The organism is Bradyrhizobium sp. WBAH42 (assembly GCF_024585265.1).
Taxonomy (GTDB): domain Bacteria; phylum Pseudomonadota; class Alphaproteobacteria; order Rhizobiales; family Xanthobacteraceae; genus Bradyrhizobium.
In genome coordinates, this window is sequence record NZ_CP036533.1 from 7122105 (window position 1) to 7146447 (window position 24343).

Below are 24343 nucleotides of genomic sequence, written 5' to 3' on the forward strand. Positions count from 1 at the left end.
AATTGTGCGGACAGCCATGGTGCTCGAAAAGCCGCTAACAGCCGGTTAAGCGCGCCGCATCGTTCGCAACGCGTGCCCTATCGCACGACCTCGAGCCTGACATTGGTGATGCCCTTGTCGACCATGCCGAGCGCCTCGGCGGCGGAAGGCGAGATGTCGACCACGCGTCCGCGCACGAAGGGCCCGCGGTCGTTGACCCTGACCGTGACGAAGCGGCCGGAGGAGGTCTCGGTGACGCGCAGCTTGGTGCCGAACGGCAGGGTGGGATGCGCCGCGGTCAATTCGTTCTTGTCGAACTTCTCGCCGCTCGCGGTCTCCGTATCCGAATAGAAGCTCGCGACGCCGTGCGAAGCTGTCTGTTTACCCTCGGAGCTGCGCGCCCGGCTGATCGGACGTGGATGCAGCGCCGCCACCCTGTGCGGGCGCTCCACCGCGGCTTGCCGGGTCGTTCCGGCGAGATCGGCTTTCTGACGGCCGACCGGCGATTGCGCGCAGGCGGCGAGCGATGCGGCCCCCAGGACCGCGAGCAATAGCCGGCTCGAGCTAGCCAGCGACATCCGGGCAGTTTCGGCACTTGCAATGCGAGACATGATGCGCCCTCCGAACAACCCCAAGTTTCCGTGGGGAATGAGGGCAGAACCTTGTCGGAACAAAAGCGGCTCTGGGGCCGCGGCCGTTTCGCGCCAGCTGTGACGATTCCACCACAGTGACTGTCCTGAATCGGGACAGAACCCGCCGCCGGAGTCGGCAGCTGCGGCTCAGGCCGGAGGGGGGATCGCGCGCAAGACGTCCCTGAAAACGCCGAACTGCAATCGAAACGCTTGCGAGCTGTAGTCCTGGTAGTAGCCCGCCGTTACGGCGACGACGAGATCGAGCTCCGGCACGATGCGGATCGACTGCCCGCCGCGCCCCAGTGCACCGATCCAGTTGATCTTCCGGTCGTTGACGCGCGCTTGGCCGAGCCACCACAGATATCCGTAGGATTGATTGTCCGTCCCCTTGATCTTCTCAGCAGTCGAGGCGTCGATCCAGGCCTTGGAAACGATCCCGCGGCCGTTCCAGCGGCCGCCCGCAAGGACCAGCTGGCCGATCTTTGCCATGTCGCGCGGCCGCAGTCGCAACCCTCCTCCCGCATCGGTGTCTCCACGGTACCGAGCCCACGTCGTGCTGGTGATCCCCAAAGGCTCGAACAACGCCTCACGCGCGAATTCATCGAGAGGACGTCCGGTCGCCTTGCGGATGATGGCCGACACCAGAGTGAGTGCGCCGGTGTTATAGAAGAATTCCTGCCCCGGCGCGGCCGTCACGGGAAGACCGAGAACGTAACGACACGGATCCCATGCCATATGCATGCGCGACTCGTCGTTGTCGTAGTCGCCCGTTGCAGGAGTCGCCTCGATCCACTTCAGGCCCATCGACATGGTCAGCGCGTGCACCAACCGGATACGATCCTTTTCGGGGGACCGCAGGTCGGACAGTTCGGGGAAGAAGCTGAAGATCGGTTCGTCGACGCTGCGGATCAGCCCGCGATCGATCGCGATCCCGACGGCGAGTGACGCAACGCTCTTCGAGACCGACTTCGCGTTGTGCAGCGTGTCGGCATCGAAGGCGAGAGTTTCCACACGGCGGCCGTAGATCGAGTCGGGAATTTCGTCGGCTCCCTTGAAGTAGCTCTCGAACGCCAGCTTGCCATTGCGGGCGACCAGCACGGCATGGATGTTGGCATCGCTGGAGACGAGGCGATCCGCCATCCCGCACAGCGCCTCGCGATTGACGAGACTGTTGTCGTTGACGGAGCCGACCGGCCAGCCGTCGCCCCGATCGAGCGGACCACCGCAGCCTTCCGGCGGGTTCGCGTAGACCGGCAACGCAGAGAACGGCGCGAGTGCGGCTCCGCCGAGGAGTGAAATGAATTGACGCCGCCGCATTCGAAGTCTCCCGTCACCCCTGTCGCGGCGCCGAGCAAATTTCGGCGCTGGCGTAGCCCGACTGCGCGCTCTCTCGAAGGATGCGCGCGAATTCACGCCAATAGAGCTGTCGCCAGCTGGTCTTCAGACTGGCAAGAAAATCAAGTTCGCGTTGCGTCAATGTGCACATCGCTCTTTAGGCCACGAGGCCTCCCATCGGTTTGATTTCGGCGCTATCAGGGAAGACCGTCTCGGCGAGCACCTTCTCCTCGACACGCAGATGATCCCTGAGCAGGCCCTTCAGCACGGCACGCAGATCCGTGGTCGGCTTGAGATCGCGATCGTCGAGCAGTTGCGCCGCCTTCAGGCCCGGCCAATCTGCGATCACGCGGCCGCCGGCGAGCCCGCCGCCGATGAGGAAGGCAACCGTGCCCGTGCCATGGTCCGTCCCCTGCGTGCCGTTGATGCGCGCGGTGCGGCCGAACTCGGTGACGACGGCGACCACGGTTTCGTGCCACACCTCGCCCATGTTGCTTTCGATCGCCGCGAACGCGCCGTCGAGCGCGCCGAGCAGATTGTAGAGCTGGCCCGACGCCGCGCCTTCGGCGATGTGCGTGTCCCAGCCGACGAAACCCATTGCGCCGACACGCGGGCCGTCGGGCTTGGCGAGATAGCGCGCGGCGGTGCCGGCGGCTTCAGTGAAATAGGCGCGCACGCGCGCAATGCCCGGCGGCGCCAGCGTCGGATCGTCCGACATCGGATCGCCCGTACCCCTCGCACCGTCGAGCGAGGCGAGCTTCATGCGCGCCTGCAGCACGGTCGCGAGCTTCGGATCGGTGTGCTGGTAAAGATCGAGCAGGCGGTTCTGCGTATCCTGGCTCGCCGGCAGGAGTTTTTGCGGCACCCAGGTCATCACTGGCGCGGAGCCGCGCACCACCAGCGGCGTCACCGAGCCGATGCCGAGCGCACGGCTGCCGCGCGGATCGACCCGCCCGCCGGACTCCATCGCCAGCAGCGCACGGTTGAGCCATCCCGAAGCGGTCGCACCGGGCCTGGTGAAGCCGCTCTCCAGCACGTCCTGGCCGTCGAAATGCGAGCGCTCGCGATAGGGCGTCGCGGTGGCGTGGACGATCGCGGCCTTGCCGCTCTTGTAGAGCCGATGCAGGTTCGGCATCGCCGGATTGAGCGCGAAGAAGGAATCGAGCGGCAGCGCCGCCGGCTTGCCGTCGAGCAGCAGCGCGCGATCGCCGCGCAGGGCGACCCAGTCGGGATCGCCGACCGGCGCCACCGCGCCGAAGCCATCGAGCGCGCCGCGCAGGATGACGACGAGCAGGCGCGGATCGCGCCCTTCCGCGCGCGCGATCCGCGGCATCTGACTCCATGCGAACAGCGCCCCGGAGCCGGCCAGAAGCTCGCGCCGCGTGGGCAGATGACGATCAAGGCCCATGCTCACCTCCTCTGAAAATCCGCCGACATGAACAGCAGCGCGAGCGCCTGCTGGCGGCTCTCGGCGCGGTCGACCGCCTGCTTCACCTCGGGCGCAATCTCCGATGCAAAGACGTCCTCGATGATGACTTGCGGATCGGCCATGCCGGTGACGCGCTCGGCAAAATTGTTGGCGACGTCGAGCCGCCGGCCGACACCGTCGATCCAGCTCGCCTCGTCGTCCGGATAGCCCTTGGGCGATGATGGACGCCATAGCGGCTCGCCGAGCAGCTGCTGGCCACCGGTGTAGAGGACGGGATCGACGACCGTGATGCCGGTCGCGCGCACCATGCCGACGACCCATTCGCCGGGACGCTTGAGCTTCGACGGCGGTCCACGCCACGCCTCGTCCGACGACACCATCGCGATTGCGACCTGCTTGAGATCGCCCTCGGTGTCGCGAAAGGTCTTGGCCATCTGCTCGACCAGAGCCGGCGGCGGCTCGTCGGCGACGAAGTGCCGCGCCAGCTTGGTCGCGACGTGGGTTGAGGTCGCCGGATGCGCGGCGAGGTCGCGCAACACGGCGCGGCCCTGCTCGGCATCCTCCTGCTCGTAGCGCTTGCCGAGCACGGTCTGGCCGCCTGGCTCGTGCAGCCGCGGATTGAAGGTGAACTCGCCGCCGTGCTGGGGATCGGCGCCCGGCGGCACCAGCGTCCAGCCGGTCATGACGTTGGCGAAGCTGATCACGTCGTCCTGGGTGTATCCGGTGCGCACACCGAGCGTGTGCAGCTCCATGATCTCGCGCGCGATGTTCTCGTTGAGGCCGCGGCTGCGATTGATGCCGGCGATCGAGTTGGCGCCCATCGATTCCAGATTGTCGAGATAGAACAGCATCGCCGGATGGCCTTCGACGGCGAGCAGCAGATCGACGAAACGGCCGAGCGCATTGGCGCGAACCGCCTCGCGCTCATAGGCGCCGGACATGCTCTGGATCTTGTTGGCCGAGACGCAGAAATGGTTGGACCAGAACCACACCAGCCGCTCGGCAAAACCGATCTCGGCAGCGAGCGCGGCTTCGGTGCGCAGCTTGGCTTCCTGCAAGTACATCGGACGTCCGGGATCGGGAACGGCGTCGGCCGCCTGCTTGGCCGCCATCTCGGCGGCGTCCTTGTCCTGCACTTGACCTTGCGCCTGGTCTTCCGACATCGCCGGCGCGGCCGCCGCCATCTGCTGCTTCTTGGCCTGCTGCTGCGCCTGCTTGACCCGCGCCGTCCGGCGGGCGTTGGCGTCGGCCACGGTGCGAAAGGCCTTGGCGCTGGTGGGAAGCCCAGCGGCGGCGGTCAGCGTGAGCGGCCGGTCGAGCTCGGCGATCAACGCGCCGCGCGGGTCCGAGCCCATTGCGGCGATCGATCCCGGCCGCGGCCCCATGCCGAAGCGCTGCAGCGCAAGCACGGTCTCGGCCCTTGCAGGATTGCTCATGGCGGACGCCCATTTTTCTCGAGCCTGCCGACACGCGGCGCGAGGCTACGAACGGTAATGCTACGCATCGTAGCACTCGAGATGCGCCCGGACAAGCGAAGATTGCGGCATCTCCGTCCGGCTATCGTGAACCGCCCGTCGGATGCGACGGACGGCGTCGCGATCCTAAAAGTTGGGCCCGAGCGCGATCTTGGTGATCACGCCGTTCCTGACGCCGATCCGCCATTCCGCCGAACCATTGGCGAACTGGGCGATATAGATGTCGCTGTCGAGCGCGGTGACGCCGCGGAACGAGACCGCACGCAAGGCGCCGAGTCGCGCCAGGATCGCCTGGTCGAACGGCAATTGCTGACGCGTGATGTCGGCTACTTCCGACGTCATACGGTCGTAGTCGGGCTGTCCCCTGCCGAGATCTTCGATGTAACGGCGCAGCATCTCTTCGCCATTGGCGATCGGAACAGCGCGGCGCGCGGCACGCCCCGGCTTTGCGCCGAGGTTCGACGCCTCGACATTGTGGAAGCGCGTCTGCCGGCCCGGCATCAGGATTTCCAGGCACCGTCCCGACTTATCGGCGATCATCCAGGGATTGTTCACGGTGGTCGTGGCCGCCCAGCTCATGTTGGACCTGACGACGCTCTGGTTCTTGCGATTGCCGTCGGCATCGAGATTGACGACCCGGATGTCCTCGCCGAGCTCATTGTAGACCATGATCCGGATCGGCGAGGTGCCGGCGCGGCCGCGCACGTTCGCCTCTTCCGAGCAAGGCAGGATGCCGCCGAGCTCGTCATTGCCGTCGGCCCGGAAGATGACGTCGCCGGCCTTGCCGTCGGGCTCGAGCAGCAGGCGGAATTCAGCCGTGCCGTTCTCGAACTTGGCGCCATAGATATCGTAGCCGCCCGGGCCGACGCCGCGGAAGAAGATCGACTCCACCGCGCCGAGCGCCACGAACGTCGTTTGCATTTCGGCGAGATAGCGGTGGACCTTGGCCGCGAGCGGCGCGCTCATGCGATCATAGTCCGGCGTACCGCGGCGCAAGCCTTCGATGCCGGCCAAGACCATCTCCTTGCTACCGGCCACCGGCACCTGCTCCCTGAATCGGTCGGAGACCTTGGCGAGGCGGCGCGCGAAGTCGGCCTCGACGGCCTGCGCCACCGCCGCATCGACGCGGGTCGCGAGGCGGGCACCGAAAACCGCGTTCTGCACCAGCACGCGCGACACCTTCGCCTGCTCGTCGCGCAGGAAGACGACGAGATGGTCGCCGCGGAACGAGAAGGCGTCGGTGCCCTCGGCGAGCACCTGCGTTGCGCCCTGCCCGGTCTCCTGCAGCCAGAGACGGTCGCCGTCGCGGCGGACGCTGAGCACGCGGTTCGGCGCCAGCCGGTACCAGCCGACATATTGATCGAGCGACGCGATCTCCGCAGCCGGTGCCGGCATCTCCGCGACACGAACCGCGCGAATGTCGCGGCCGTTCATGCGCAACGTCAGCTCGGCCGAGCGACGCTCGGCATCGACGGGGAACGTGATTTCGCCGGACGAGGCCGGGTAGAACGCCGTGCCGTCGCTGCCGACCGAGAGGCGCAATTTCCGCTGTCCGGTCACCTGGCCGTAGAGCTCGTCTCCCTCGCGGAAGATGGCGAACACCGAGGCCGGGCCCATGGCGTAGAAATTGACGAAGGGGCGGTAATGCTGGGCCGGCACCTCGCCGCTATCGGCGATAGCGGGCGCGGGGTCGGGAGTGCGATAGGCGATCATGCCGGTCGACACGATCACCGCCGGCACGATCGCGGCCGCGATCCACAACCGCTTGCGCCAGCCGACCGCCACGGGTATCGCGGCGGCCGCGATGATCCGCTCGACGCGGGCGCGCACGGTCGAAGCCCGCGCCATCGCAAGCTCCACCGGGCGTGGCTTCACGCTGCTGGCAAAATCGAGCAGAATCTCCGCATAGGACAGCCGGTCGTCGATCACCTCGATCGCCTGCGCGTCGCTGATGATCTCGGCGAGCTCGGCAAGGCGCGCGAGCTGCCACCAGGAGAAAGGGCTGAACCAGAACACCGCACGATTGAGCGAAGCAAGCAACAGGACGTAGAAATCGCGGTTGGCGACATGCGCGCTTTCATGGGCGAGCACCGCGAGGCGCTTCTTGGCATCCCAGCCTGCAAATTGCGGCGGCACCAGAATGGTCGAGCCGAAGGTGACGGGACCGCCGACGTCGCGGCTGACACGGATGTCGGCATCGATCAGCTGCGCAGCTTTCACCGGCTTCGCCGCACGCATCAGGCGCCAGGTCAGGCCGAGGCCGATGGCGAGCCGCAGCAGCAACAGGCCGGCGACGCCGGCATAGACGATCGTCGCCACCAGCCACCAGTCGACCAGAACGCCGTTTGCAACCGGCGGCGCCGCGACGGCGCCCGGCGCGATCGGCAGGGTCGGCTGCGACATCTCCAGCATCGCGATGTCGGCCGGCCACGATTCGCCCGGCACCGGCACCGATGCTGGTAGCCGGTCGATGGTGAGCGTCGGCCAATGCATCACGAATGGCATCGCGAGCGAGGCCATCAGCACGACGACCCACGCCGTCATGTGGACGTGCGGATTGCGCACACGGAATAGGGTGAGACCGAACCAGACGACGCCTCCCAGCACAAAGGAGCGCAGCGCCGCCTCCGCCAGAGTTGCGATCATTCTTTCTTCACTCCCCTCGCTTTCTTCGCCTTGGCCACCTGGTCGGCCAGCGAGCGCAATTGCTGCTGGTCGAGCATCTTGTTGTCCATCATGCCGACGAGGACCTCCTCGATCGAGCCGTTGCAGAACCAGTCGACGATGCGCTGAACCGCCTTGGCCGCAACGCGCGCGCGGGGTTCGGCGGCGTGGTACACGTAAGTGCGACCGTCCACCGTGTGGTTGACATAGCCCTTTTCCTCCAGCCGGCGCAGCACCGTGCGCACCGTGGATTCCTTCAGACGCCGCGACAACCGCTCACGTACGATCTCGGCCGTGACAGGACCATCGGCCCAAACCAGTTGCATGACCTCACGCTCGAGGTCGCCGAGTTCAGGCAGGCGATCGTCCATGGTATTTGACCTTGCGGATTGAGTATTCTTGTAACGCTACAGACTGTCGCATATGCAGCCGCGGAGCACAATGGCGATTCCACCTGAGATGGTGGTGATGGGTCGACCTAACTGGGCGTCGGGAGTCGGACGGACGGTGCGCTCCCTCTCCCGCTTGCGGGAGAGGGTCGGGGTGAGGGTGTCTCCGCAGTGGGACTCCCCAAGAGGATAGAGCCCTCACCCGGCGCAAGTGCGCCGACCTCTCCCGCAAGCGGGAGAGGTGACCGAGCCAGTTCGCCAGATCGACTCAATCAAAAGTCATCAGCCCTCAGTACGTCGGCTCGTACATTTGCGACTGAACGAGGGCCTTCACGTCATTGGGCGCAGGTCCGTCCGCGAGCCCGCGCTGGTAGGCCACGTCCGCAACCGCCGCCGCGATGCGGACGGAGACCTCGCGGATGCGCGGCAGTGCCGGATAGAGGCTGCCCTGGGCGAGGTCCTCCTTGCCGACGCAATCGGCGAGCGCATGGGCCGCCGCCATGAACATCTCGTCGGTCACGAGGCGCGAGCCGCTGGCGATGACGCCGAGACCGACGCCGGGGAAGATGTAGGAATTGTTGCCCTGGCGCGGCACGAAACTGCGGCCATTGAGCTTGACCGGATCGTACGGGCTGCCGCAGGCGAACAGCGCGCGCCCTTCGGTATAGCGATAGGCGTCCTCCGCCGAGCACTCGGCCTTCGAGGTCGGGTTGGAGAGCGCGAACACGATCGGCTGCTCGTTGAGCTCGGCCATCGCCTTGAGCACATCGGGCGTGAAGGCGCCGCCGACCGCGGCGACGCCGATGATCGCCGTCGGTTTCAGCGTCTTGATCGCGGTGAGGAAGTCGGCAATCGGCGCCTGGTCAGTGTGCGCATAGCGCAGCTTGTGGCCATGCAGACCCTCGCGCCCCGCGACGACGAGACCGCGGGAATCCACCAGCCAGTTGCGGCGAAGCGCGGCCGCCTCGGAAGCCCCCTCCGCCATCATGGCCGAGACTACGAGATCGGCGATGCCAGTCGCCGCCTCGCCCGCGCCGAGGAACAGGATCTTCTGGTCCTTCAGCTTGCCGCCGGAGACGCGCAAGGCCGAGAACAGGCCGGCGAGCGCCACCGCCGCGGTGCCCTGGATGTCGTCGTTGAAGACGCAGGCCTCGTCGCGATATTTGTGCAGCAGCTTGAACGCCGAATGATTGGCGAAGTCCTCGAACTGGATCAGCACGCCCGGAAACGTCTTGCGCGCGGCTTGCATGAACTCGTCTACGAAGCTGTCATAGGCCTCGCCCGTCAGCCGCCGCTCGCGCAGGCCGAGATAATAGGGATCGTTCAACAACTCTTCGTTGTTGGTGCCGACATCGAGCACGATCGGCAGGCACAGTTCGGGATGCACGCCGGCGCAGGCCGAGTAGAGCGAGAGCTTTCCGACCGGAATGCCCATGCCGTTGGCGCCCAGATCGCCAAGTCCCAAAATGCGCTCGCCGTCGGTGACGACGATCAGCCTGGCCTGGTAGGGCCAGTTCTTCAGGATCTCGGCGATCTGGCCGCGGTCGCGCGAAGAGATGAACATGCCGCGCGGCCGCTGGAAGATCAGGCCGTATTTCTGGCAGGCAAGCCCGACCGTCGGCGTGTAGATGATCGGCTGGATCTCGTCGATATTGTCGACGACGACGCGGAAGAACAGCGCCTCGTTGCGGTCATGCAGCGCGTTCAGGGCGACGTATTTTTCCAGATCCGTCGGCAGCGTGCGCAGATTGGTGAGCACGCGCTGAGCCTGCGTCTCCATCGTCAGCACGCATGGCGGCAACAGGCCGCGCAGGCCGAGCGTCTCGCGCTCCGCTTCCGTGAAGGCGGTGCCCTTGTTGAGCAGGGGATCGCGCAGCAGCGTCATGCCTTGCTGCGGATTGGACGACGTCGATTGGGCAACGACCCGGGCAGGTCTATTCACGAATTCCCCCAAGGAGTTTCTTATTGAACCGCAGCCATTGTCGGCCAGTGCTCCATTCAGATCAAGGACGGAGAGACCACGGCGCCGATTGTGATCTCGCACCGCAGCGAGACTTGCGCAAACGACTGGCAGTTGCGCGCGAAAGGTTAACGCGGCAGGCCTCTAACTCCTCATGGTGGGGAGGCGCGTCAGCGCCGTCACGAACCATGGAGCCCCTATTCTCGCCCGCGGCCATCCTTCGAGACGCCCGCCGTGGGCGGGCCCTCAGGTTGAGGACGGAGTGCGCGACATCAGGATCAACGGGCACCGACGCCGATTAGCCTCATCCTGAGCAGGCGCCTAGCGCTGTCACGAAGGACGAGGCGCGCGCTCAGGCCGCCGCCAAGAACTGATATGCGATCGCCTGCTTATCCTGCTGCCCGCCTTGGCATTAGATTGGCGGCGCCATCTCCCGACGGCGCGATATGCATCAGGATCGTCTGCGTCGCGGATGCGACCTCGATGCCGTTCTGCTGGAAGCGCAGCTTCATGCGACGGTTGAATTCGCGCTGCACCGGCCAGCGGCCGGCCTCGGTGCAGCGGATCTGGCCGACGATCGACACCATCGCGCCGTCGACCTTGTCGATGCCCCACAGCTCGAGGTCGCCGCGGATGAGCGCGCGGAAGTCCGCTTCGCGGCGCATCTCGTCGACGATGTCCTTGAGGATCTGGCCGGCGCGATCGGTGTCTTCCTTGTAGGCGACGTTGACGCTCACCGAGGCATTGCCGGCGCCGCGGCTGGCATTGGTGATGGTGGTGACCGCGCTGAACGGCACGATGTGCACGGCGCCATCACCCGCGCGCAGGCGGATGGTGCGGATCGAGACGTTCTCGACGACGCCCGACAGCCCCGACACGCTGACGGTGTCGCCGACCTGCACCGTATTCTCCAGCAACAGGAACAGGCCGGTGATGAGATCCTGCACCAGCTTCTGCGAGCCGAAGCCGATCGCGATGCCGACGATGCCGGCGCCCGCCAGCAGCGGGGCGACATTGACGCCGATCTCGCTCAACGCGGTGAGGCCGACGACGGTCGCGATCAGGCACAGCAGTGCGGTGCGCAGCATCGGCTGGAAGGTGCGCAGCCGCGCCGCGCGGGCATAGTGCCCGTCCCGCGTCAGCGTATTGATCTGGCGGTCCAGGAGCGCGTTGCTGGCTTCCCAGATGGCCGCTGCGATGAGCACGGCGAGGCCGATGGTCACCACGGCCGAGATCAGCCGGCTGCCGATCTGGCCGCCATAGAACCAGACGATCGCGTCCACGCCCCAGACTTCGAGCACCGCCACGAAGCCGATGAAGGCGATCACGCCGGATACGATCCTGCGCAGCAGCGGCAGATAGCGGTTGGCACGGATCTCGAGGCCGGGAAAGCGCTGGAGGATCTCCGGTTTGATGCGGAAGCCGCGATCGATCAGGCTCAGCGTCAGCATGATGACGACACGCGTGATCAGCGCCACCGCGATGGTGCCGACGAAATATTGCAGCAGCAGCGAATAGCCGTTGCGGATGTTGAGCGCCCACACCGCCCAGAGCGCGAGGTCGAGCGCGATGGCAAGATAGTGCCAGCCGCCGGCGATGCGGTTGCGCAAACGGGCCGCAATTCCCTTCCGCTCGGCCGGCGCGCGGATGGCATCGGCGACCTGGCGGCGGCATTGCAGGACGATGACGGCGATGAAGAGGTGCACGACCAGCATCACCATGCGCAGCAGCGCGGCGTAGCCGGCGCGGTGCAGGCCGAGCAGCAGCGCCACATTGGCAAAGGCGATGCCGGAGACGCCGACGCCGACGATGCGGCGCGCCCAGATCTCGATATAGGCCGCGGTCTCCGCGCGCACCGGAAACAGCCCGAACGGCCCCGCCAGCGCCCGGACCAGGCAGATCAGCCCGCGCGAGAACGCATAAGCGTTGACGACGGCGAGGATCACGAGACGGACAATCGCGGGCTCGCCGAGCTCCGTTCCGAGCAGCGCGGTGGCGACGGCGACGAAGACGAGCACGGGAAGCAGCTCGAGCACGAAACGCCCGAGCACGAAGGGCAGACGCAGCATGATCTGCCAGACGCGCGCGAGACTGTGGCGTCGCTTGTGCAGCTCCGGCTCGGGCGTGACGTCCGCGACCGATGATGGCGGATCGGCAAGCGGCAGCGCCTGGGCCGGCAGGCGCGCGGTTTGCGGCACGCGCCCCTCCAGGAACGCGACCGGCCGGCGGATCAGGCGGAAGATGACCCATTCGGCCGAGAGGGCGCAGCCCAGCAGCAGCGCCAGCTTCCAGGCGATCTCGATCAGGAGATTGTAAGCCGCGGGATCGTTCGCGGTGCGCATGATCCAGTAGTAGAAGGCCGGAAAGTGGGTGAGCGTCCGTGCCATGCCGGCGATCTCGCTCGATATCTCCTGGATCTCCTCCGACACCGTGAGCAGGAGTTGCGCGCCAAGGCCATCGGCCGCCAGCGGGATCGGCGATTTCGCCTCCGGCGCGGGCTGCTGCGAACCCGATGCGTTGGCGATCACACGGAGCGTATCGATCATCTGCGCGCGCTTCTTGTCGTCCTGGAGCGTGTCCAACGCACGCCTGGCTTCGTCAGGCGATAGCGCGGCGGCACCGCCCGCGGCCGGCGCATCGGCACGGGCGCAGGAGAGAGACGAGATCGCGAGGAAAAGAGCGGCGAGAAGCGCCGGGACAAGCTTTTGCGACACGCAGATTCCCTGGAAAAAATGAATGCGCCCGCGGTGTCGTGGCCGTCACCGCCGAAGCACATCCGTCATGTCGGATCGCAGCTATTCGCCCCCAGCCTGTGTCGGAAGTTGGCCTTTGAGACGACATTCTCTTGGCATTTGCCGCAATGCAGGATCGCGAGCTGACGCCCCGGCGAAACTCCATCGGGCCTGCGCGCACAGACCCTTGTGCAGATCGAACAGGAGGATAAGGAAAGGCGGAATCTCAAGAGTTGCGGCAGCCTTCACGGCCATCCGACACGATCGACGTGACCAAAATACAGCGCCGGGAAGGTAGGGGCTTTGCCTCACTGATGCAGCCCGCTAAACCTTGTCCCGGCGTGCCGTTCGCGGTTTCCGCCGCTATGCGATAGTCCGAACGAGCTCCATCGCAATTAACGCGGCTGGATTTGCGGAGGTGGTGTCATAGACCTCCCCTTGCTCATGAGGTGGACGTTGCGCGTCGCTGGTTTGCGACCGCTATGATGCTCCTCCTGGGACACAAAACTGTCAAGCAGGATCAATGATCTGACGATCACATTTGACGACCCGAGTTCCGCTGGAAGGTCCGCTGTGCAAATCGCTTCCGCGCCCATTGAGGAATTTCAGAAGGCAGGGGGAATGGTGGCATCATGCTCCTGTTTTGCCCGACGAGTCAAACCTGCTTCGTAAAATCCGCATTACAAAGCAGCGACCCCTGCAAGCCGTTGATTCTGCTATGGCCGGCTACTGTGCATGGGGTTGTTTTCGCACTTTTTTGCCGATGGCCGGCGGCAGCCTAGAGAAACATATCCGCCAGGTCGACCGTCGAGGCCTTTCCGATCTGGTCGAAGTTTCGTGCCAGCCAGCCTCGCGCCGCCTCGCGGCCCTCGTCGCGCAGGCGGCACAACAGGCTCCATTCGGGGTGGAATTGCGTGGCGGTGCCGAGCTGCGACATCAATTGGTCGTTGCCGATCCAATGCATGTACATGCGGCTGTGCTTGTTGCTGTCGAGCTCGCCGTCGTCGATCAGCCGGGTAGCGAACGCGATCGCGCGCATCTCGCGCATCAAGGACGAATTGAAGCTGATCTCGTTGATACGGTGGAGGACGTCGGCGGCACTGGCCGGCAGCTCGTCGCGGCGGATTGCCGTCACCTGCACGATGATGACGTCGTGACTGCCCTTGCGGTAGATCAACGGATAGATCGCGGGATTGCCGAGATAGCCGCCGTCCCAGTAATGCTCGCCATCGATCTCGACCGCCTGGAAATAGGGTGGCAGGCAGGCCGACGCGAGCACGGTGTCCGCCGTGAGAAGCGGGCTCTGGAACACCTTGATCTTGCCGGTACGGACGTTGGTGGCGTTGAGAAACAGCTGCGGCGCCTCGGGCGAGGAATTGAGCCGGTCGAAATCGACCACGCGCTGCAGCAGCGCGCGGAGCGGATTGAAATGAAAGGGATTGAGCAGGTTCGGCGGCAGCGTGTGCGTCAGCGTGTGGATAAATGCGTGGACCGGATGATATTCCGGCGGCAGCTTCAGGGCCTGGATCCACTGGTTCAGCGGCGACATCAGATCGTACGCCATGTCCATGCGCGACACTTCGTACCAGAACGCGTGCAGGCTCTCCCGCGCGGCCTCGGCGCCTCCATGCGCCATGCCGGAGGCCATCGCCACCGCATTCATCGCGCCGGCACTGGTCGCGCTGATCGCCTCGATCGCGAGCCTGCCGTCCTCGAGCACCTGGTCGAGCACGCCCCAGACGAAGGCGCCGTGCGCGCCGCCGCCCTGGAGCGCGAAGTTGACGTTCTTGCAATTGGTGGTCCCGCTGGCTGTCACTTTGCTCGCTTCCTGCCTCCCGTCCCCTCTTTCTCCAGCGCCTTGCGCACCTGCTTGAACTCCTCCAGCGAGGCCTTGTCGGCACGGGGGAAACGCAGGTCGAGCTTTTCGAGCTCGGCATTGATCACCGAGCCGATCACGACGCGAGCGAACCATTTGTGGTCGGCCGGCACGACGTACCAGGGCGCATGCGACGTCGCCGTGTGCCGGACGATGTCCTGGTAGACCGCCTGGTAGCGCGGCCACAGCGCGCGCTCCTTGATGTCGTCCATGGAGAACTTCCACTGCTTGGCCGGGTCCTCCAGCCGCTCGAGGAAGCGCTCGCGCTGCTCTTCCTTGGACACGTTGAGGAAGAACTTCAGCACCACGGTGCCGTTGCGGCAGAGATAGCGCTCGAAGGCGGAGATGTCCTCGAACCGCTCCTTCCAGATGTTCTTGGTGACGAGCCTGGGCGGCAGCTTCTCCTTCGCGAGAATCTCTGGATGCACACGCGTCACCAGGCATTCCTCGTAATGCGAGCGGTTGAAGATGCCGATATGGCCGCGCTCGGGCAGCGCGACCGCATGACGCCAGAGGAAGTCGTGGTCGAGCTCCTTGCTGCTCGGCGCCTTGAAGGCCGTGACTTCGCAGCCCTGCGGATTGATGCCCTCGAAGATCGCTTTGATCGCAGAGTCCTTGCCGCCGGCGTCCATCGCCTGGAACACGATCAGGAGCGACCAGCGGTCCTGCGCGTAAAGCTTCTCCTGAAACGCGATCAGCCGCTTCTTGTTGGCGTCGAGAATCGCGAGCGCCTTCTCCTTGTCGAGATCACCCTTCTCGTCGGTCTTGTGATCCTTGAGGTGAAACTTGCCCGAGCCATCATAGCGGAACGGCTTGATGTAGCGGTCAAGCTCCTGGGCGAGCGACTTGGACGGCTTTTTGCTCATGAGCGCGGGGCACCTTGCGTTGCAACTTCAGTCGGTCGAGCAAGCTACCAAGGATGCCCTTGGGAAGGAATATGATGAACAGCACGAGCAGCACGCCGTAGACGAGGTTGTCCCAGCCGACCGCCTTGGTGCCGAAACCGATGCGCAGCGTTTCCGCCAGCAGAATGGTGATGATGGCCCCGACGGTCGGGCCGAGCGAGACGAACAGCCCGCCGACGATCGCGGCGAACACCATCTGCAGCGAGACCGCGATGCCGCTGACCGTGTCGGGGGTGATGAACATCTGGTACTGGCAGTAGATCGCGCCCGCCAGCGCCGTCATCAGCGCGCTGAGCAGCGTGATCTTCAGCTTCTCGGCGGTGACGTCGACGCCGGCCGCGGCCGCGGCGTCCTCGTCCTCCGAGATCGCCTCCAGCGCATAGCGCGCCATGCTGCGGTCGACCCAGTGCCAGACCACGATGCCAAACAGCCAGACCGCCAGCGCGATCAGGTACCAGGTGGTCTTGTCGTCGAATTGCAGCGCCAGCAGCTTGTTGCCGGACGCGCGGTTCGGGGTGTAGCCGAGCGAGCCGCCGGTATAGTCGCGCGTCGCGGTGATGACCTGGAGCACGATGCCTGACAGCGCCAGCGTCACCAGCACGAAATAGTGCCCGGTGATTCGAAAGCGGAAGCAGGGATAGCCGACGATCATCGCCAGCGCGCCGGCCGCCGCCATGCTGATGGGAATGCCGATCCAGGGCGACAAACCTGCGTGATTCCACAACAGCGCGGTGACGTAAGCGCCGATCCCCATGAAGCCGCCATGGCCGAGCGAGACGAGGCCGAACCGCCCCATCATCGACCAGGACGTATAGGCGAACGACCAGATCAAGATCAGCACCAGGATGTGCAGATGATAGGGATCGCGATAGACGAAGGGCAGCGCGACCAGCGCCGCCAGTCCGATCCCCCACGCCGCAAGCCGTCCCTGCCCCATCATCGGCGCCTCGCAAGCAGGCCCGCGGGCCGGATGAACATCATGACGATGAAGAACGCGAAGGCGAGCACATAGCCCCATTCGAGGTCGGAGAACAGGCCGCCGAGCGAGATGATCTCGGCGAACACGAAGGCGGCGATGAAGCCGCCGATGAAATTGCCGAGGCCGCCGAGCACGCAGATCAGGAAGGTGATCGGCCCGAAGGACAGGCCGACGAAGGGATGCACGTCATATTGCAGCACCAGGAGGCAAGCGGCGAGGCCGGCGAGCGCGCCGCCGAGCGCCGACGTGATCAGGTAGATCCGCTTGGTGTCGACACCCATCAGCGCCATGATCTGCCGGTCCTGCGAGATGGCGCGGATCGCAGTGCCGGTGAAGGTGCGGGTCATGAACAGATAGACCGCGACCATGCCGACCAGCGCGGCGACGAACGAGAGCAGTCGCGCGTAGCTGAAATTCATGTCGCCGAAGGCGAGCACCGGCAGGCGGATGCCGAGATTGCGGAAGTCAATGCCGAAGGCGACGGTGGCAAAGCTCTGCAGCACGAACAGCACCCCGCCGGTCGCGAGCAGCTGGTTGATCGGTGGTGCGGTCAGCAGCGGCGCGATCACGAGGTAGTGCAGCGCCGCGCCGAGCACAGCGACCAGCAGGATGGTGAGCGGGGCAGCAACGAAATAGCTGACGCCGTAATACTGCACCATGAAATACATGCCGTACATGCCGATCATGACGAGTTCGGCGTAGCAGATCCAGGTCACATCGATGACGCCGAAGATCAGGTTGAGCCCGAGCGCAAGCAGCGCCAGCACGCCGCCGAGCAGGATGCCGTTGATGACGGCCTCCAGCAGGTAGATGTCGAATACGTCCAGGAACGCCTGCATGCCCATCACACCCCGAGATAAGCTTCCTTGACCGTGTCGCTCGCCAGCATCTCGGCCGAGGTGCCGGACGCGCGGATCGTGCCCGCCTCGATCAGATAGGCGCGGTCGACCACCTTCAGCACCTGCTGCACGTTCTGCTCGACGATCAGCACCGTCAGCCCGCTGGCGCGGATCCGCTTCACCAGCTCGAACACCTGCTGCACCACCACCGGCGCCAGCCCCGCCGAGGGTTCGTCGAGCAGCAACAGTTTTGGATTGGACATCATCGCACGGCCGATGGCGCACATCTGCTGCTCGCCGCCGGACATGGTGCCGGCCATCTGGTGACGGCGTTCCTTCAGGCGCGGAAACAGGTCGAACACCACCTCCAGCCGCTCGGCGTAGTGGTCCCGCGCCTCTTTCATGAAGGCACCCATCTTGAGATTGTCGTCGACCGTCAGCTGTGGAAACAGCCGCCGGTTCTCCGGCACATGCGCAATGCCGAGGCTGACGATCTTGTGCGGCGGGGTCGCGACGACGTCGACGCCTTCCATCTTGATCGATCCGCGGGAGGGACGGATCAGGCCGGAGATGACGCGCATCAAGGTGGTCTTGCCGGCGCCGTTGGGGCCGATGACGCCCACGGCTTCGCCGGCCTTCACGTCGAGATCGACGTCGAACAGCGCCTGGAAGGTGCCATAGCCGGCATTGACGCCGCGAAGCTCCAGCATCGCCTAGCCCCCTGAGCGGCGGCGCACTTCGGCGGCCGCGGCCTGCGTGGTCTCGGCGTCCGTGCCGAGATAGACCTCGATGACGCGCGGATCGCCGGCGACCGCGCTCGGCAGGCCTTCCGAGATCTTCTCGCCGTGATCGAGCACCATGACGCGGTCGACGACGCGCATCAACACGCCCATGATGTGCTCGACCCAGATGATGGTGATGCCGAGCTCGTCGCGGATGTTGCGCAGCATGTCCGCGGCCTGATCCATCTCGGCCTCGTCGAGCCCACCGAGGCTCTCGTCGGCGAGCAATAGCTTTGGCGCGGTGGCAAGCGCCTTCGCCAGCTCGAGCTTCTTCAACCCCGCTGCGCCGAGCCCATCGACGCTGGCATGGCGGTCGGTCGGCAGGCCGACCATCGCCAGCGAGCGCTCGGCCGCCTCCTCCGCCTTGGCGCGGCTGTGGCGGCCCTGGCCGTAGAAGCCGGCAAGCGCGACGTTCTCGAAAATGCTGAGGCGACGGAACGGCCGCGGGATCTGGAAGGTCCGCCCGATGCCGCTGTTGATGATCCGGTGCGGTGCAAGGCCCGCGATCTCGTGCCCGGCGAACAGGATCGATCCGGAGGTCGGCGCCAGCGTGCCGGAGAGCATGTTGAAGATCGTGCTCTTGCCCGAGCCGTTGGGGCCGATCAGGCCGAGGATCTCGCCCTGGTCGACCCGGAACGACACGTTGTTCACGGCGGTGAAGCCGCCAAACCGCTTCACCAGTCCCCTGACTTCCAACACCGGAGCACTCCGCTACTGGTTGCTGTAGGTGGTGCCCTTCGGTAGCGGCAGCACAGCCTCGCGCTGCGCCTGGCTCTTGGGCCACACCACATAGGACTTGTCGTCGACGTATTGGATCACGACCGGGAACGAGCGCTCGTTCTGGCCGGCCATTGGCGAGCCCTCGCCGTGGAATTTGACGCCGAAGCCGAGCATGGTGCCGCCTTCGGGTATGTCGGTGTCCAGTGCTGCCTTGCGCAGCGAGTCGGGATCGACGCCGCCATATTTCTTGATTGCGCGCGGCAGCACGTCGGTGAGGAACAAGTAGGTATTGGACGCAGCCATGCCGACATGGGCCGAACGGATTGCGACGCCCGGCTTGCGCTTGTCGAACTCCTCGCCAACCGCCTTGATCACCGGCGGCAGCTTCGGATCCATGGTCTTCTGGTTGGCGAGCCAGATCGAGATCGGATCGGTGTTGAAGACGTAGTTGGCATCGGCGCCCAGGCCTTCCTTCAGCTTCTCATAGACCCCGTAGCCGGCGCCATGTCCTACCAGTGCGCCGAACTTCAGCCCCTGCTCGCGGGCTTGCCGGAGCAACAGGGTGATGTCGGGATTGTAGCCGGTATGGAAGACCACATCCGGCTTGGCCCGCTTCAGCTTGGTGACCAGCGCAGACAAATCCGGTGCCGTCGCCGAATAGCCCTCTCTGAGCACGATGTTGAAACCGGCCTTCTTGGCGCCGGCCTCGTTGCCTTTGGCAACGTCGACGCCGTAGGCGCCGTCCTCGTGGATGATGGCGACCCGCAGGTCCTTCGGGTCCTTGCCCAACTTTTCCTTCGCGTTCTGCGCGATGAAGTCCATCGTCATCATGCCGAACTGATCGCCGGAGGCCTGCGGGCGAAACACGTATTTGTAGTTCTTGTTCTCCAGCACCGCCGACGAAATGCAGGTCGTGATCCACATGAACTTCTTCAGCTGCTCGACGCGCGCTGCCACCGGCACGCATTGCGCCGAGGAGAAGAAGCCGAGCAGCATGTCGACCTTTTCCTGCTCGATCAAACGGATCGCTTCGTTGATGGCGACGTCCGGCTTGCTCTGAGCATCGGCATAGATCGCCTCGATCTTGTAGCCTTCGACGTCCTTCGCGCTGTACTGATCCAGCATGATCCTTGCGCCGGTATATTGCAGCTCCGAACCGCCGCCGGCGAGCGGACCCGTCAGATCATAGATGACGCCGATCTTGAGCTTCTTCTCTTGAGCCTTGTCTTGGGCCTCGGCAGACACCGCCAAGCCCGTCGCTGATATCGCGACCAACAGCCCACGTACCAAGCGGGCAGCCATGCGCAGGCGCATCAAAACCTCCCTGGACCATTGTGCATTGCATTCTTGGTGCAATTTCTTCGGCCCATCACATGGGCTGCGCGCGGCGATGTCAAGCCTCGCGCGTTAGCGCGCTGCGCACTGCTGCTCGATGAAGGCCGTGACAAATCGCGGCATGGACGGCCTGAGATCGCTGGTCCCGCGCACGAGATGAATGGCCGACAGCTCCGGCTCGGTCTCGCGCGCAAGGTTGGCTTCGATCCGGGCGCGGGCCACATCGCCCGGCATGTCCAGGTTGATGACCTGCAGCATCGCGATCGTGGGGCCGGTGACCACGCAATGCCAGCCCGGCTCGATCCGATAGTCGGCCGCGGTCAGGCCGGTCTCCTCTCCGAGCTCGCGGACGACGCTGCCGGGAATGTCGAGCGCGCCGTTCCTGACGTCGTCGAGATCAGGCGTTCCCGAGGGGAAATAGATGCGGCCAGCATTGGCGGTGTGGGGCGCCATCTCGCCCATGATGAAGGCGCCGTCGGAGGCGCGCAACGCCCCCATGCCAAAGCCGTTGAACACGGCCTTGTCGGGAAAGCCCCAGTCGCGCCAGGCGAGGAAGCTTGCGAAATCGGTCTCGAAATAGGTCGCCGTCAGATGGCCGTCGTTGAACACGGCGTCGCGCCCGAGCAGGACGCGGCCGTTCCAGATTTTCGGCCGCTCGCGCTGCTTCTCGGCGAAATGCGCCGCGATCTCGGCGCGCCGTTCCTCGGCGAACGGCCACACGATCGGCCGCACCGCAAGATCAAGCGTCGCGACGCGATGAATGATTGGTGACGTCATGACGCCTGATACCACGCCTTCGCGCCGGCTATTTGGCGCTTCCCGTGGTCTTCTTGGCCTGCTCGACGAATTTGTTGGTGAAGGTCTTGCTGACGTCGATCTTGGCGTTCGCCACCTCGGGCGAGCCGACACTGAACACCGCAAGCACGGCGTCGGCGCCCTTCGGGTCCATCTTGCCGGTCTCGGAATACATCGGGATCGTGTTCTTCAGTGCGGCAAGATAGAGATCCTTGTTCTTGCCGACGGTCTCCTCCGGCATTTTCGCCATGATCTCCTCGGGCGTATGCGAATGGATCCAGGCGAGCGTAGCGACGATCGCATTGGTGAGCGCCTGTGCCTCCTTCTCGTGACTGTTGACCCAGGCCGCGGTCGAATACAGCGCGCCGCCCGGATATTCGCCGCCGAAGGTCTCCAGCGTATCCTTCTGGGTGCGGGTGTCCGAGAGAATGCGCAGATCCTTGTGGCTGCCCTGCAGCACGGTCACGGACGGATCGAGCATCACCGCCGCGTCGATCTGGCCCTGCTCCATCGCGGCCACCGCAGTGGCGCCGAGGCCGACGCCAATCACGGCGGCACTGGTGGGATCGAGCCCGTTCTTCTTGAGCATGTATTTCAGGAAGAAGTCGGTGGAGGAGCCGGGCGCACTGACGCCGACCTTCTTGCCGGCGAGATCCTTGACCGACTTGATGTCGTTGGTGCGCGAGGGCGCGACCACCAGCACGAGGCCGGGATAGCGGTCATAGACCACGAAGGACTGCAGCTCCTGCTTCTTGGCGGCGAGATTGACACAATGGTCGAAATAGCCGGAGACCACGTCGGCGCTGCCGCCGAGAACGGCTTTCAGCGCGTCCGAACCGCCCTTGAGGTCGACCAGCTCGACATTGACGCCGGCCTTGTCGTATTCGCCGAGCTGCCTGGCCAGCACCGTCGGCAGATAACATAGGCAGGAGCCGCCGCCGACCGCGATGGTGACTTTGCTTTGCGCCGCGGCAAACGAGGTGGTGAGCGTCAGCGCGAGCAGCGCGCCCGCGAGCCTAGCAATCGTGTTCTTCATTGGTTTCCTCCGTTCGGCCGGCGGCACCATAGAGCAGCGAGGCTGGCTTGAGAAGCACTGCCTGAGCGGGCTGGCCATCAGCCCTTCGGCGCAATAGCATGCCCAAACAAGAACAATTCCTGATAGGGAGATCATCCATGAATCGCCTTGCAGCCAGCCTGTCGATCGCCGCCGCCTTTGCCGCCGGATGCGGCGCCACCCACCTGCTCCGGCCGGCGCTCGCCGCCGAGAATATCACCGCGCAGCTCATCCACACCGGCGAGATGGAGGGCGATGCGCTCGGGCCCGCCAACGCGGTCGGCTACCGCTCCAAGATGTTCGCGAGCGCGGATGGCGCCACCGTCTCGATCCAGGTCGGCAACGTGCCCAAGCACCTGCATCCCAACACCAACGAGATCCAGTACATCCTGGACGGCACCGGCACGATCTGGCTTGGCGACAAGGAGGTGACGGTGAAGCCCGGCGACCTCGTCATCATCCCCAAGGGCACGCCGCATGGCGGCACCAAGCCGATCAGCGGCCAAGTCAAGGCGATCGCGATCAAGACGCCGCCGCAAGCTCCTGACGACACCAAGCTGCTGGATTGAACTCTTGCGTTCACCTCTCCCTCTTGCTTGCGGGAGAGGTGAACTCGCGCCTAGCCCCTCCCATCCAACGCGGTCGGCCGCCACACCAGGAGCCGCCGCTCCACCAGCGTGACGCCGAAGTCGATCAGGATGACGAAGGCGGACAGCACGAACATGCCGGCGAACACGCCGGCGACGTCGAACACGCCCTCGGCCTGCTGGATCAGGTATCCGAGCCCGGCCGCCGACCCCAGATATTCGCCGACCACCGCACCGACCACGGCGAAGCCGACCGAGGTGTGCAGCGAGGAGAACATCCAGGACAGGGCCGACGGCCAATAGACATGCTGCATCAGCTGCCGCTCACTCATCCCGAGCATGCGTCCGTTGTCGAGCACGGTCCGGCTGACCTCCTTGACGCCCTGATAGACGTTGAAGAACACGATGAAGAACACCAAGGTGACGCCGAGCGCGACCTTGGACCAGATGCCGAGCCCAAGCCACAGCGCGAAGATCGGCGCCAGCACCACGCGCGGCAGTGCGTTGACCATCTTCACATAGGGGTCGAACACCGCGGCGACCAGCGGCTGGCGCGCGAACCAGAAGCCGACCAGGACCCCGCCGAGCGATCCGATCACGAAGGCGAGGATCGATTCCGTAAGCGTGATGCCGAGATGCTTCCAGATCACGCCGGAGGCGAACCATTTCACGATCTGGCTGAACACGTCGAACGGGTTGGAGAAGAAGAACGGCGGCAGCAGGATCTTGCCGAACACGGGCACGGTCGATAGCACCTGCCACAGCACGACGCCGACGACCGCGACCAGGACCTGCAGCGCAAACAGCATCGGGCGCGACATCAGACCGCCTCCGCCGCCTGGGTGGACTGGGCATAGCCCTTCATCACCTCGTCCTTCAGCACGCCCCAGATCTCGCGGTGGAGCGCATGGAATTCCTTGTCGAGGCGCACCTCGAAGATGTCGCGCGGACGGGCCAAGCTGACGCGCCAGTCGCCGATGATGCGCGAGGACGGTCCCGCCGACATGATCACGACTCGGTCGGCGAGCGCGATCGCCTCTTCCAGATCATGGGTGACGAACAGCACCGCCTTGCGGTCGGCATTCCACAGGTCGAGCAGCAGATTGCCCATCACCTGGCGCGTCTGCGCATCGAGCGGTCCGAACGGCTCGTCCATCAAGAGGATCTTCGGATCGCGGATCAGCACCTGCGCCAGCGCCACGCGCTTGCGCTGCCCGCCGGAGAGCATGTGCGGATAGCGGTTCGCGAAGGCGCCGAGGCCGACGGAGGTCAGCCATTTCTGCGCCTGCGGCAAGGCTTCAGCGCGCGGCGTGCCCTTGATCTCGAGCCCGATCGCGACATTGTCGAGCGCGGTCTTCCAGGGGAACAGCGCATCAGCCTGGAACAAATAGCCGGCATCCCGATTCAGCCCCGCCAGCGGCTGATCGAAAATCCTGACACGGCCGCCGGCTGGCTTGAGCAGGCCGGCGGCGACGTTCAGCAGCGTCGATTTTCCGCACCCTGTGGGTCCGACAATGGCGACGAACTCACCCTGTGCCACCGCGAGATGAGCCTTCTCCACTGCCGTGTAGACCCGCCCGTCTCCCAGGCGGAACGCAACCTTGGTATCTTCCAGCGCCACTGCTGTGGGCGTCGTCATGTGCTTCCTCCGAACTCAGGCCGATGCCTTAGCCGCTCACGCGGCCAAGTTCAATCGAGGCGCCGGGCGTGCTACGCATACCGTACTGCCGCGCTCTTACCCTCCCCTGGAGGGGGAGGGTCGGCTCACATGAGCGCAGCGAAATGTGAGACGGGGTGGGGTGACGGTCTTTCCACAGATGCACTGCCAACGTGGATAGATCACCCCACCCTGCTCGCGCTTCGCGCGATCGACCCT

20 protein-coding genes are annotated in these 24343 nt (G+C 65.1%); 1 reads left to right on the forward strand and 19 read right to left on the reverse strand.

The features are described from left to right. Window positions 1-77 precede the first annotated feature (77 nt). The 17 genes from DCG74_RS33590 to DCG74_RS33670 form a co-directional block, all read right to left on the reverse strand. Window positions 78-590, reverse strand: coding sequence for a septal ring lytic transglycosylase RlpA family protein (locus DCG74_RS33590; protein ID WP_172787411.1), 513 nt, complete (start codon window positions 588-590; stop codon window positions 78-80). A 168-nt stretch (window positions 591-758) separates the two neighbouring features. Beyond that, window positions 759-1928 carry a serine hydrolase gene (locus DCG74_RS33595; protein ID WP_172787412.1) on the reverse strand — a complete coding sequence of 390 codons (1170 nt, stop codon included), beginning with the start codon at window positions 1926-1928 and terminating at the stop codon, window positions 759-761. 175 nt (window positions 1929-2103) lie between these two features. Further along, on the reverse strand, window positions 2104-3354 hold the full coding sequence (locus DCG74_RS33600) for a DUF1501 domain-containing protein (RefSeq protein WP_172787413.1): 1251 nt from the start codon (window positions 3352-3354) through the stop codon (window positions 2104-2106). A gap of 2 nt (window positions 3355-3356) precedes the next feature. Further along, complete coding sequence (locus tag DCG74_RS33605; protein WP_172787414.1) at window positions 3357-4811, reverse strand: DUF1800 family protein; 1455 nt, start codon at window positions 4809-4811, stop codon at window positions 3357-3359. Window positions 4812-4976: 165 nt separating this feature from the next. Continuing rightward, entirely contained in the window at window positions 4977-7496 is a 2520-nt protein-coding gene (locus DCG74_RS33610) for a M56 family metallopeptidase (RefSeq protein WP_172787415.1), read from the reverse strand. Next, a complete protein-coding gene (locus tag DCG74_RS33615; RefSeq protein WP_172787416.1) occupies window positions 7493-7885 on the reverse strand; it encodes a BlaI/MecI/CopY family transcriptional regulator in 393 nt (130 codons plus the stop codon). The genes DCG74_RS33610 and DCG74_RS33615 overlap by 4 nt, the downstream gene beginning before the upstream one ends. Before the next feature lie 307 nt (window positions 7886-8192). Next, window positions 8193-9788, reverse strand: coding sequence for an NAD-dependent malic enzyme (locus DCG74_RS33620; protein WP_172787529.1), 1596 nt, complete (start codon window positions 9786-9788; stop codon window positions 8193-8195). A 464-nt stretch (window positions 9789-10252) separates the two neighbouring features. Then, on the reverse strand, window positions 10253-12577 hold the full coding sequence (locus tag DCG74_RS33625) for a mechanosensitive ion channel domain-containing protein (protein WP_172787417.1): 2325 nt from the start codon (window positions 12575-12577) through the stop codon (window positions 10253-10255). 796 nt (window positions 12578-13373) lie between these two features. Next, the gene (locus tag DCG74_RS33630) at window positions 13374-14411 is read right to left on the reverse strand and encodes a patatin-like phospholipase family protein (protein ID WP_172787418.1); all 1038 of its coding nucleotides are present in this window, start codon (window positions 14409-14411) and stop codon (window positions 13374-13376) included. Further along, window positions 14408-15337 (reverse strand): polyphosphate kinase 2 family protein, encoded by a 930-nt coding sequence (locus tag DCG74_RS33635; RefSeq protein ID WP_172787419.1) that lies wholly within the window; start codon window positions 15335-15337, stop codon window positions 14408-14410. Before DCG74_RS33635 ends, DCG74_RS33630 begins: the two co-directional genes overlap by 4 nt. Beyond that, the gene (locus DCG74_RS33640; RefSeq protein ID WP_172787420.1) at window positions 15297-16316 is read right to left on the reverse strand and encodes a branched-chain amino acid ABC transporter permease; all 1020 of its coding nucleotides are present in this window, start codon (window positions 16314-16316) and stop codon (window positions 15297-15299) included. The genes DCG74_RS33635 and DCG74_RS33640 overlap by 41 nt, the downstream gene beginning before the upstream one ends. Beyond that, window positions 16313-17194 (reverse strand): branched-chain amino acid ABC transporter permease, encoded by an 882-nt coding sequence (locus tag DCG74_RS33645; protein WP_036006719.1) that lies wholly within the window; start codon window positions 17192-17194, stop codon window positions 16313-16315. The genes DCG74_RS33640 and DCG74_RS33645 overlap by 4 nt, the downstream gene beginning before the upstream one ends. 5 nt (window positions 17195-17199) lie before the next feature. Beyond that, window positions 17200-17904 (reverse strand): ABC transporter ATP-binding protein, encoded by a 705-nt coding sequence (locus tag DCG74_RS33650; RefSeq protein ID WP_172787421.1) that lies wholly within the window; start codon window positions 17902-17904, stop codon window positions 17200-17202. Between the two features lie 3 nt (window positions 17905-17907). After that, window positions 17908-18675, reverse strand: a complete 768-nt coding sequence (locus DCG74_RS33655; protein WP_172787422.1) for an ABC transporter ATP-binding protein — start codon at window positions 18673-18675, stop codon at window positions 17908-17910. 12 nt (window positions 18676-18687) lie between these two features. Further along, window positions 18688-20010, reverse strand: a complete 1323-nt coding sequence (locus DCG74_RS33660; RefSeq protein ID WP_172787423.1) for an ABC transporter substrate-binding protein — start codon at window positions 20008-20010, stop codon at window positions 18688-18690. 93 nt (window positions 20011-20103) lie between these two features. Then, on the reverse strand, window positions 20104-20808 hold the full coding sequence (locus tag DCG74_RS33665) for an NUDIX hydrolase (protein WP_172787424.1): 705 nt from the start codon (window positions 20806-20808) through the stop codon (window positions 20104-20106). 28 nt (window positions 20809-20836) lie between these two features. Beyond that, window positions 20837-21862 carry an ABC transporter substrate-binding protein gene (locus tag DCG74_RS33670; RefSeq protein WP_172787425.1) on the reverse strand — a complete coding sequence of 342 codons (1026 nt, stop codon included), beginning with the start codon at window positions 21860-21862 and terminating at the stop codon, window positions 20837-20839. Between the two features lie 137 nt (window positions 21863-21999). On the opposite strand from DCG74_RS33670, the gene DCG74_RS33675 reads away from it, so the two are divergent. Next, the gene (locus tag DCG74_RS33675; protein ID WP_172787426.1) at window positions 22000-22449 is read left to right on the forward strand and encodes a cupin domain-containing protein; all 450 of its coding nucleotides are present in this window, start codon (window positions 22000-22002) and stop codon (window positions 22447-22449) included. Between the two features lie 50 nt (window positions 22450-22499). Here DCG74_RS33675 and DCG74_RS33680 read toward each other — a convergent pair whose 3' ends face one another. Next, the gene (locus DCG74_RS33680) at window positions 22500-23288 is read right to left on the reverse strand and encodes an ABC transporter permease (RefSeq protein WP_172787427.1); all 789 of its coding nucleotides are present in this window, start codon (window positions 23286-23288) and stop codon (window positions 22500-22502) included. Next, window positions 23288-24106: an ABC transporter ATP-binding protein gene (locus tag DCG74_RS33685; protein WP_172787428.1), complete on the reverse strand. Its 819-nt coding sequence runs from the start codon at window positions 24104-24106 to the stop codon at window positions 23288-23290. Before DCG74_RS33685 ends, DCG74_RS33680 begins: the two co-directional genes overlap by 1 nt. Window positions 24107-24343: the final 237 nt, after the last annotated feature.

What these genes read in the sequence shown, in the direction of transcription:
- DCG74_RS33590 (WP_172787411.1), bottom strand. Translation starts at nt 590, where the DNA reads ATGTCTCGCATTGCAAGTGCCGAAACTGCCCGGATGTCGCTGGCTAGC.
- DCG74_RS33595 (WP_172787412.1), bottom strand. Translation starts at nt 1,928, where the DNA reads ATGCGGCGGCGTCAATTCATTTCACTCCTCGGCGGAGCCGCACTCGCG.
- DCG74_RS33600 (WP_172787413.1), bottom strand. Translation starts at nt 3,354, where the DNA reads ATGGGCCTTGATCGTCATCTGCCCACGCGGCGCGAGCTTCTGGCCGGC.
- DCG74_RS33605 (WP_172787414.1), bottom strand. Translation starts at nt 4,811, where the DNA reads ATGAGCAATCCTGCAAGGGCCGAGACCGTGCTTGCGCTGCAGCGCTTC.
- DCG74_RS33610 (WP_172787415.1), bottom strand. Translation starts at nt 7,496, where the DNA reads ATGATCGCAACTCTGGCGGAGGCGGCGCTGCGCTCCTTTGTGCTGGGA.
- DCG74_RS33615 (WP_172787416.1), bottom strand. Translation starts at nt 7,885, where the DNA reads ATGGACGATCGCCTGCCTGAACTCGGCGACCTCGAGCGTGAGGTCATG.
- DCG74_RS33620 (WP_172787529.1), bottom strand. Translation starts at nt 9,788, where the DNA reads ATGACGCTGCTGCGCGATCCCCTGCTCAACAAGGGCACCGCCTTCACG.
- DCG74_RS33635 (WP_172787419.1), bottom strand. Translation starts at nt 15,337, where the DNA reads ATGAGCAAAAAGCCGTCCAAGTCGCTCGCCCAGGAGCTTGACCGCTAC.
- DCG74_RS33640 (WP_172787420.1), bottom strand. Translation starts at nt 16,316, where the DNA reads ATGATGGGGCAGGGACGGCTTGCGGCGTGGGGGATCGGACTGGCGGCG.
- DCG74_RS33645 (WP_036006719.1), bottom strand. Translation starts at nt 17,194, where the DNA reads ATGCAGGCGTTCCTGGACGTATTCGACATCTACCTGCTGGAGGCCGTC.
- DCG74_RS33650 (WP_172787421.1), bottom strand. Translation starts at nt 17,904, where the DNA reads ATGCTGGAGCTTCGCGGCGTCAATGCCGGCTATGGCACCTTCCAGGCG.
- DCG74_RS33660 (WP_172787423.1), bottom strand. Translation starts at nt 20,010, where the DNA reads ATGCGCCTGCGCATGGCTGCCCGCTTGGTACGTGGGCTGTTGGTCGCG.
- DCG74_RS33665 (WP_172787424.1), bottom strand. Translation starts at nt 20,808, where the DNA reads ATGACGTCACCAATCATTCATCGCGTCGCGACGCTTGATCTTGCGGTG.
- DCG74_RS33670 (WP_172787425.1), bottom strand. Translation starts at nt 21,862, where the DNA reads ATGAAGAACACGATTGCTAGGCTCGCGGGCGCGCTGCTCGCGCTGACG.
- DCG74_RS33675 (WP_172787426.1), top strand. Translation starts at nt 22,000, where the DNA reads ATGAATCGCCTTGCAGCCAGCCTGTCGATCGCCGCCGCCTTTGCCGCC.
- DCG74_RS33680 (WP_172787427.1), bottom strand. Translation starts at nt 23,288, where the DNA reads ATGTCGCGCCCGATGCTGTTTGCGCTGCAGGTCCTGGTCGCGGTCGTC.
- DCG74_RS33685 (WP_172787428.1), bottom strand. Translation starts at nt 24,106, where the DNA reads ATGACGACGCCCACAGCAGTGGCGCTGGAAGATACCAAGGTTGCGTTC.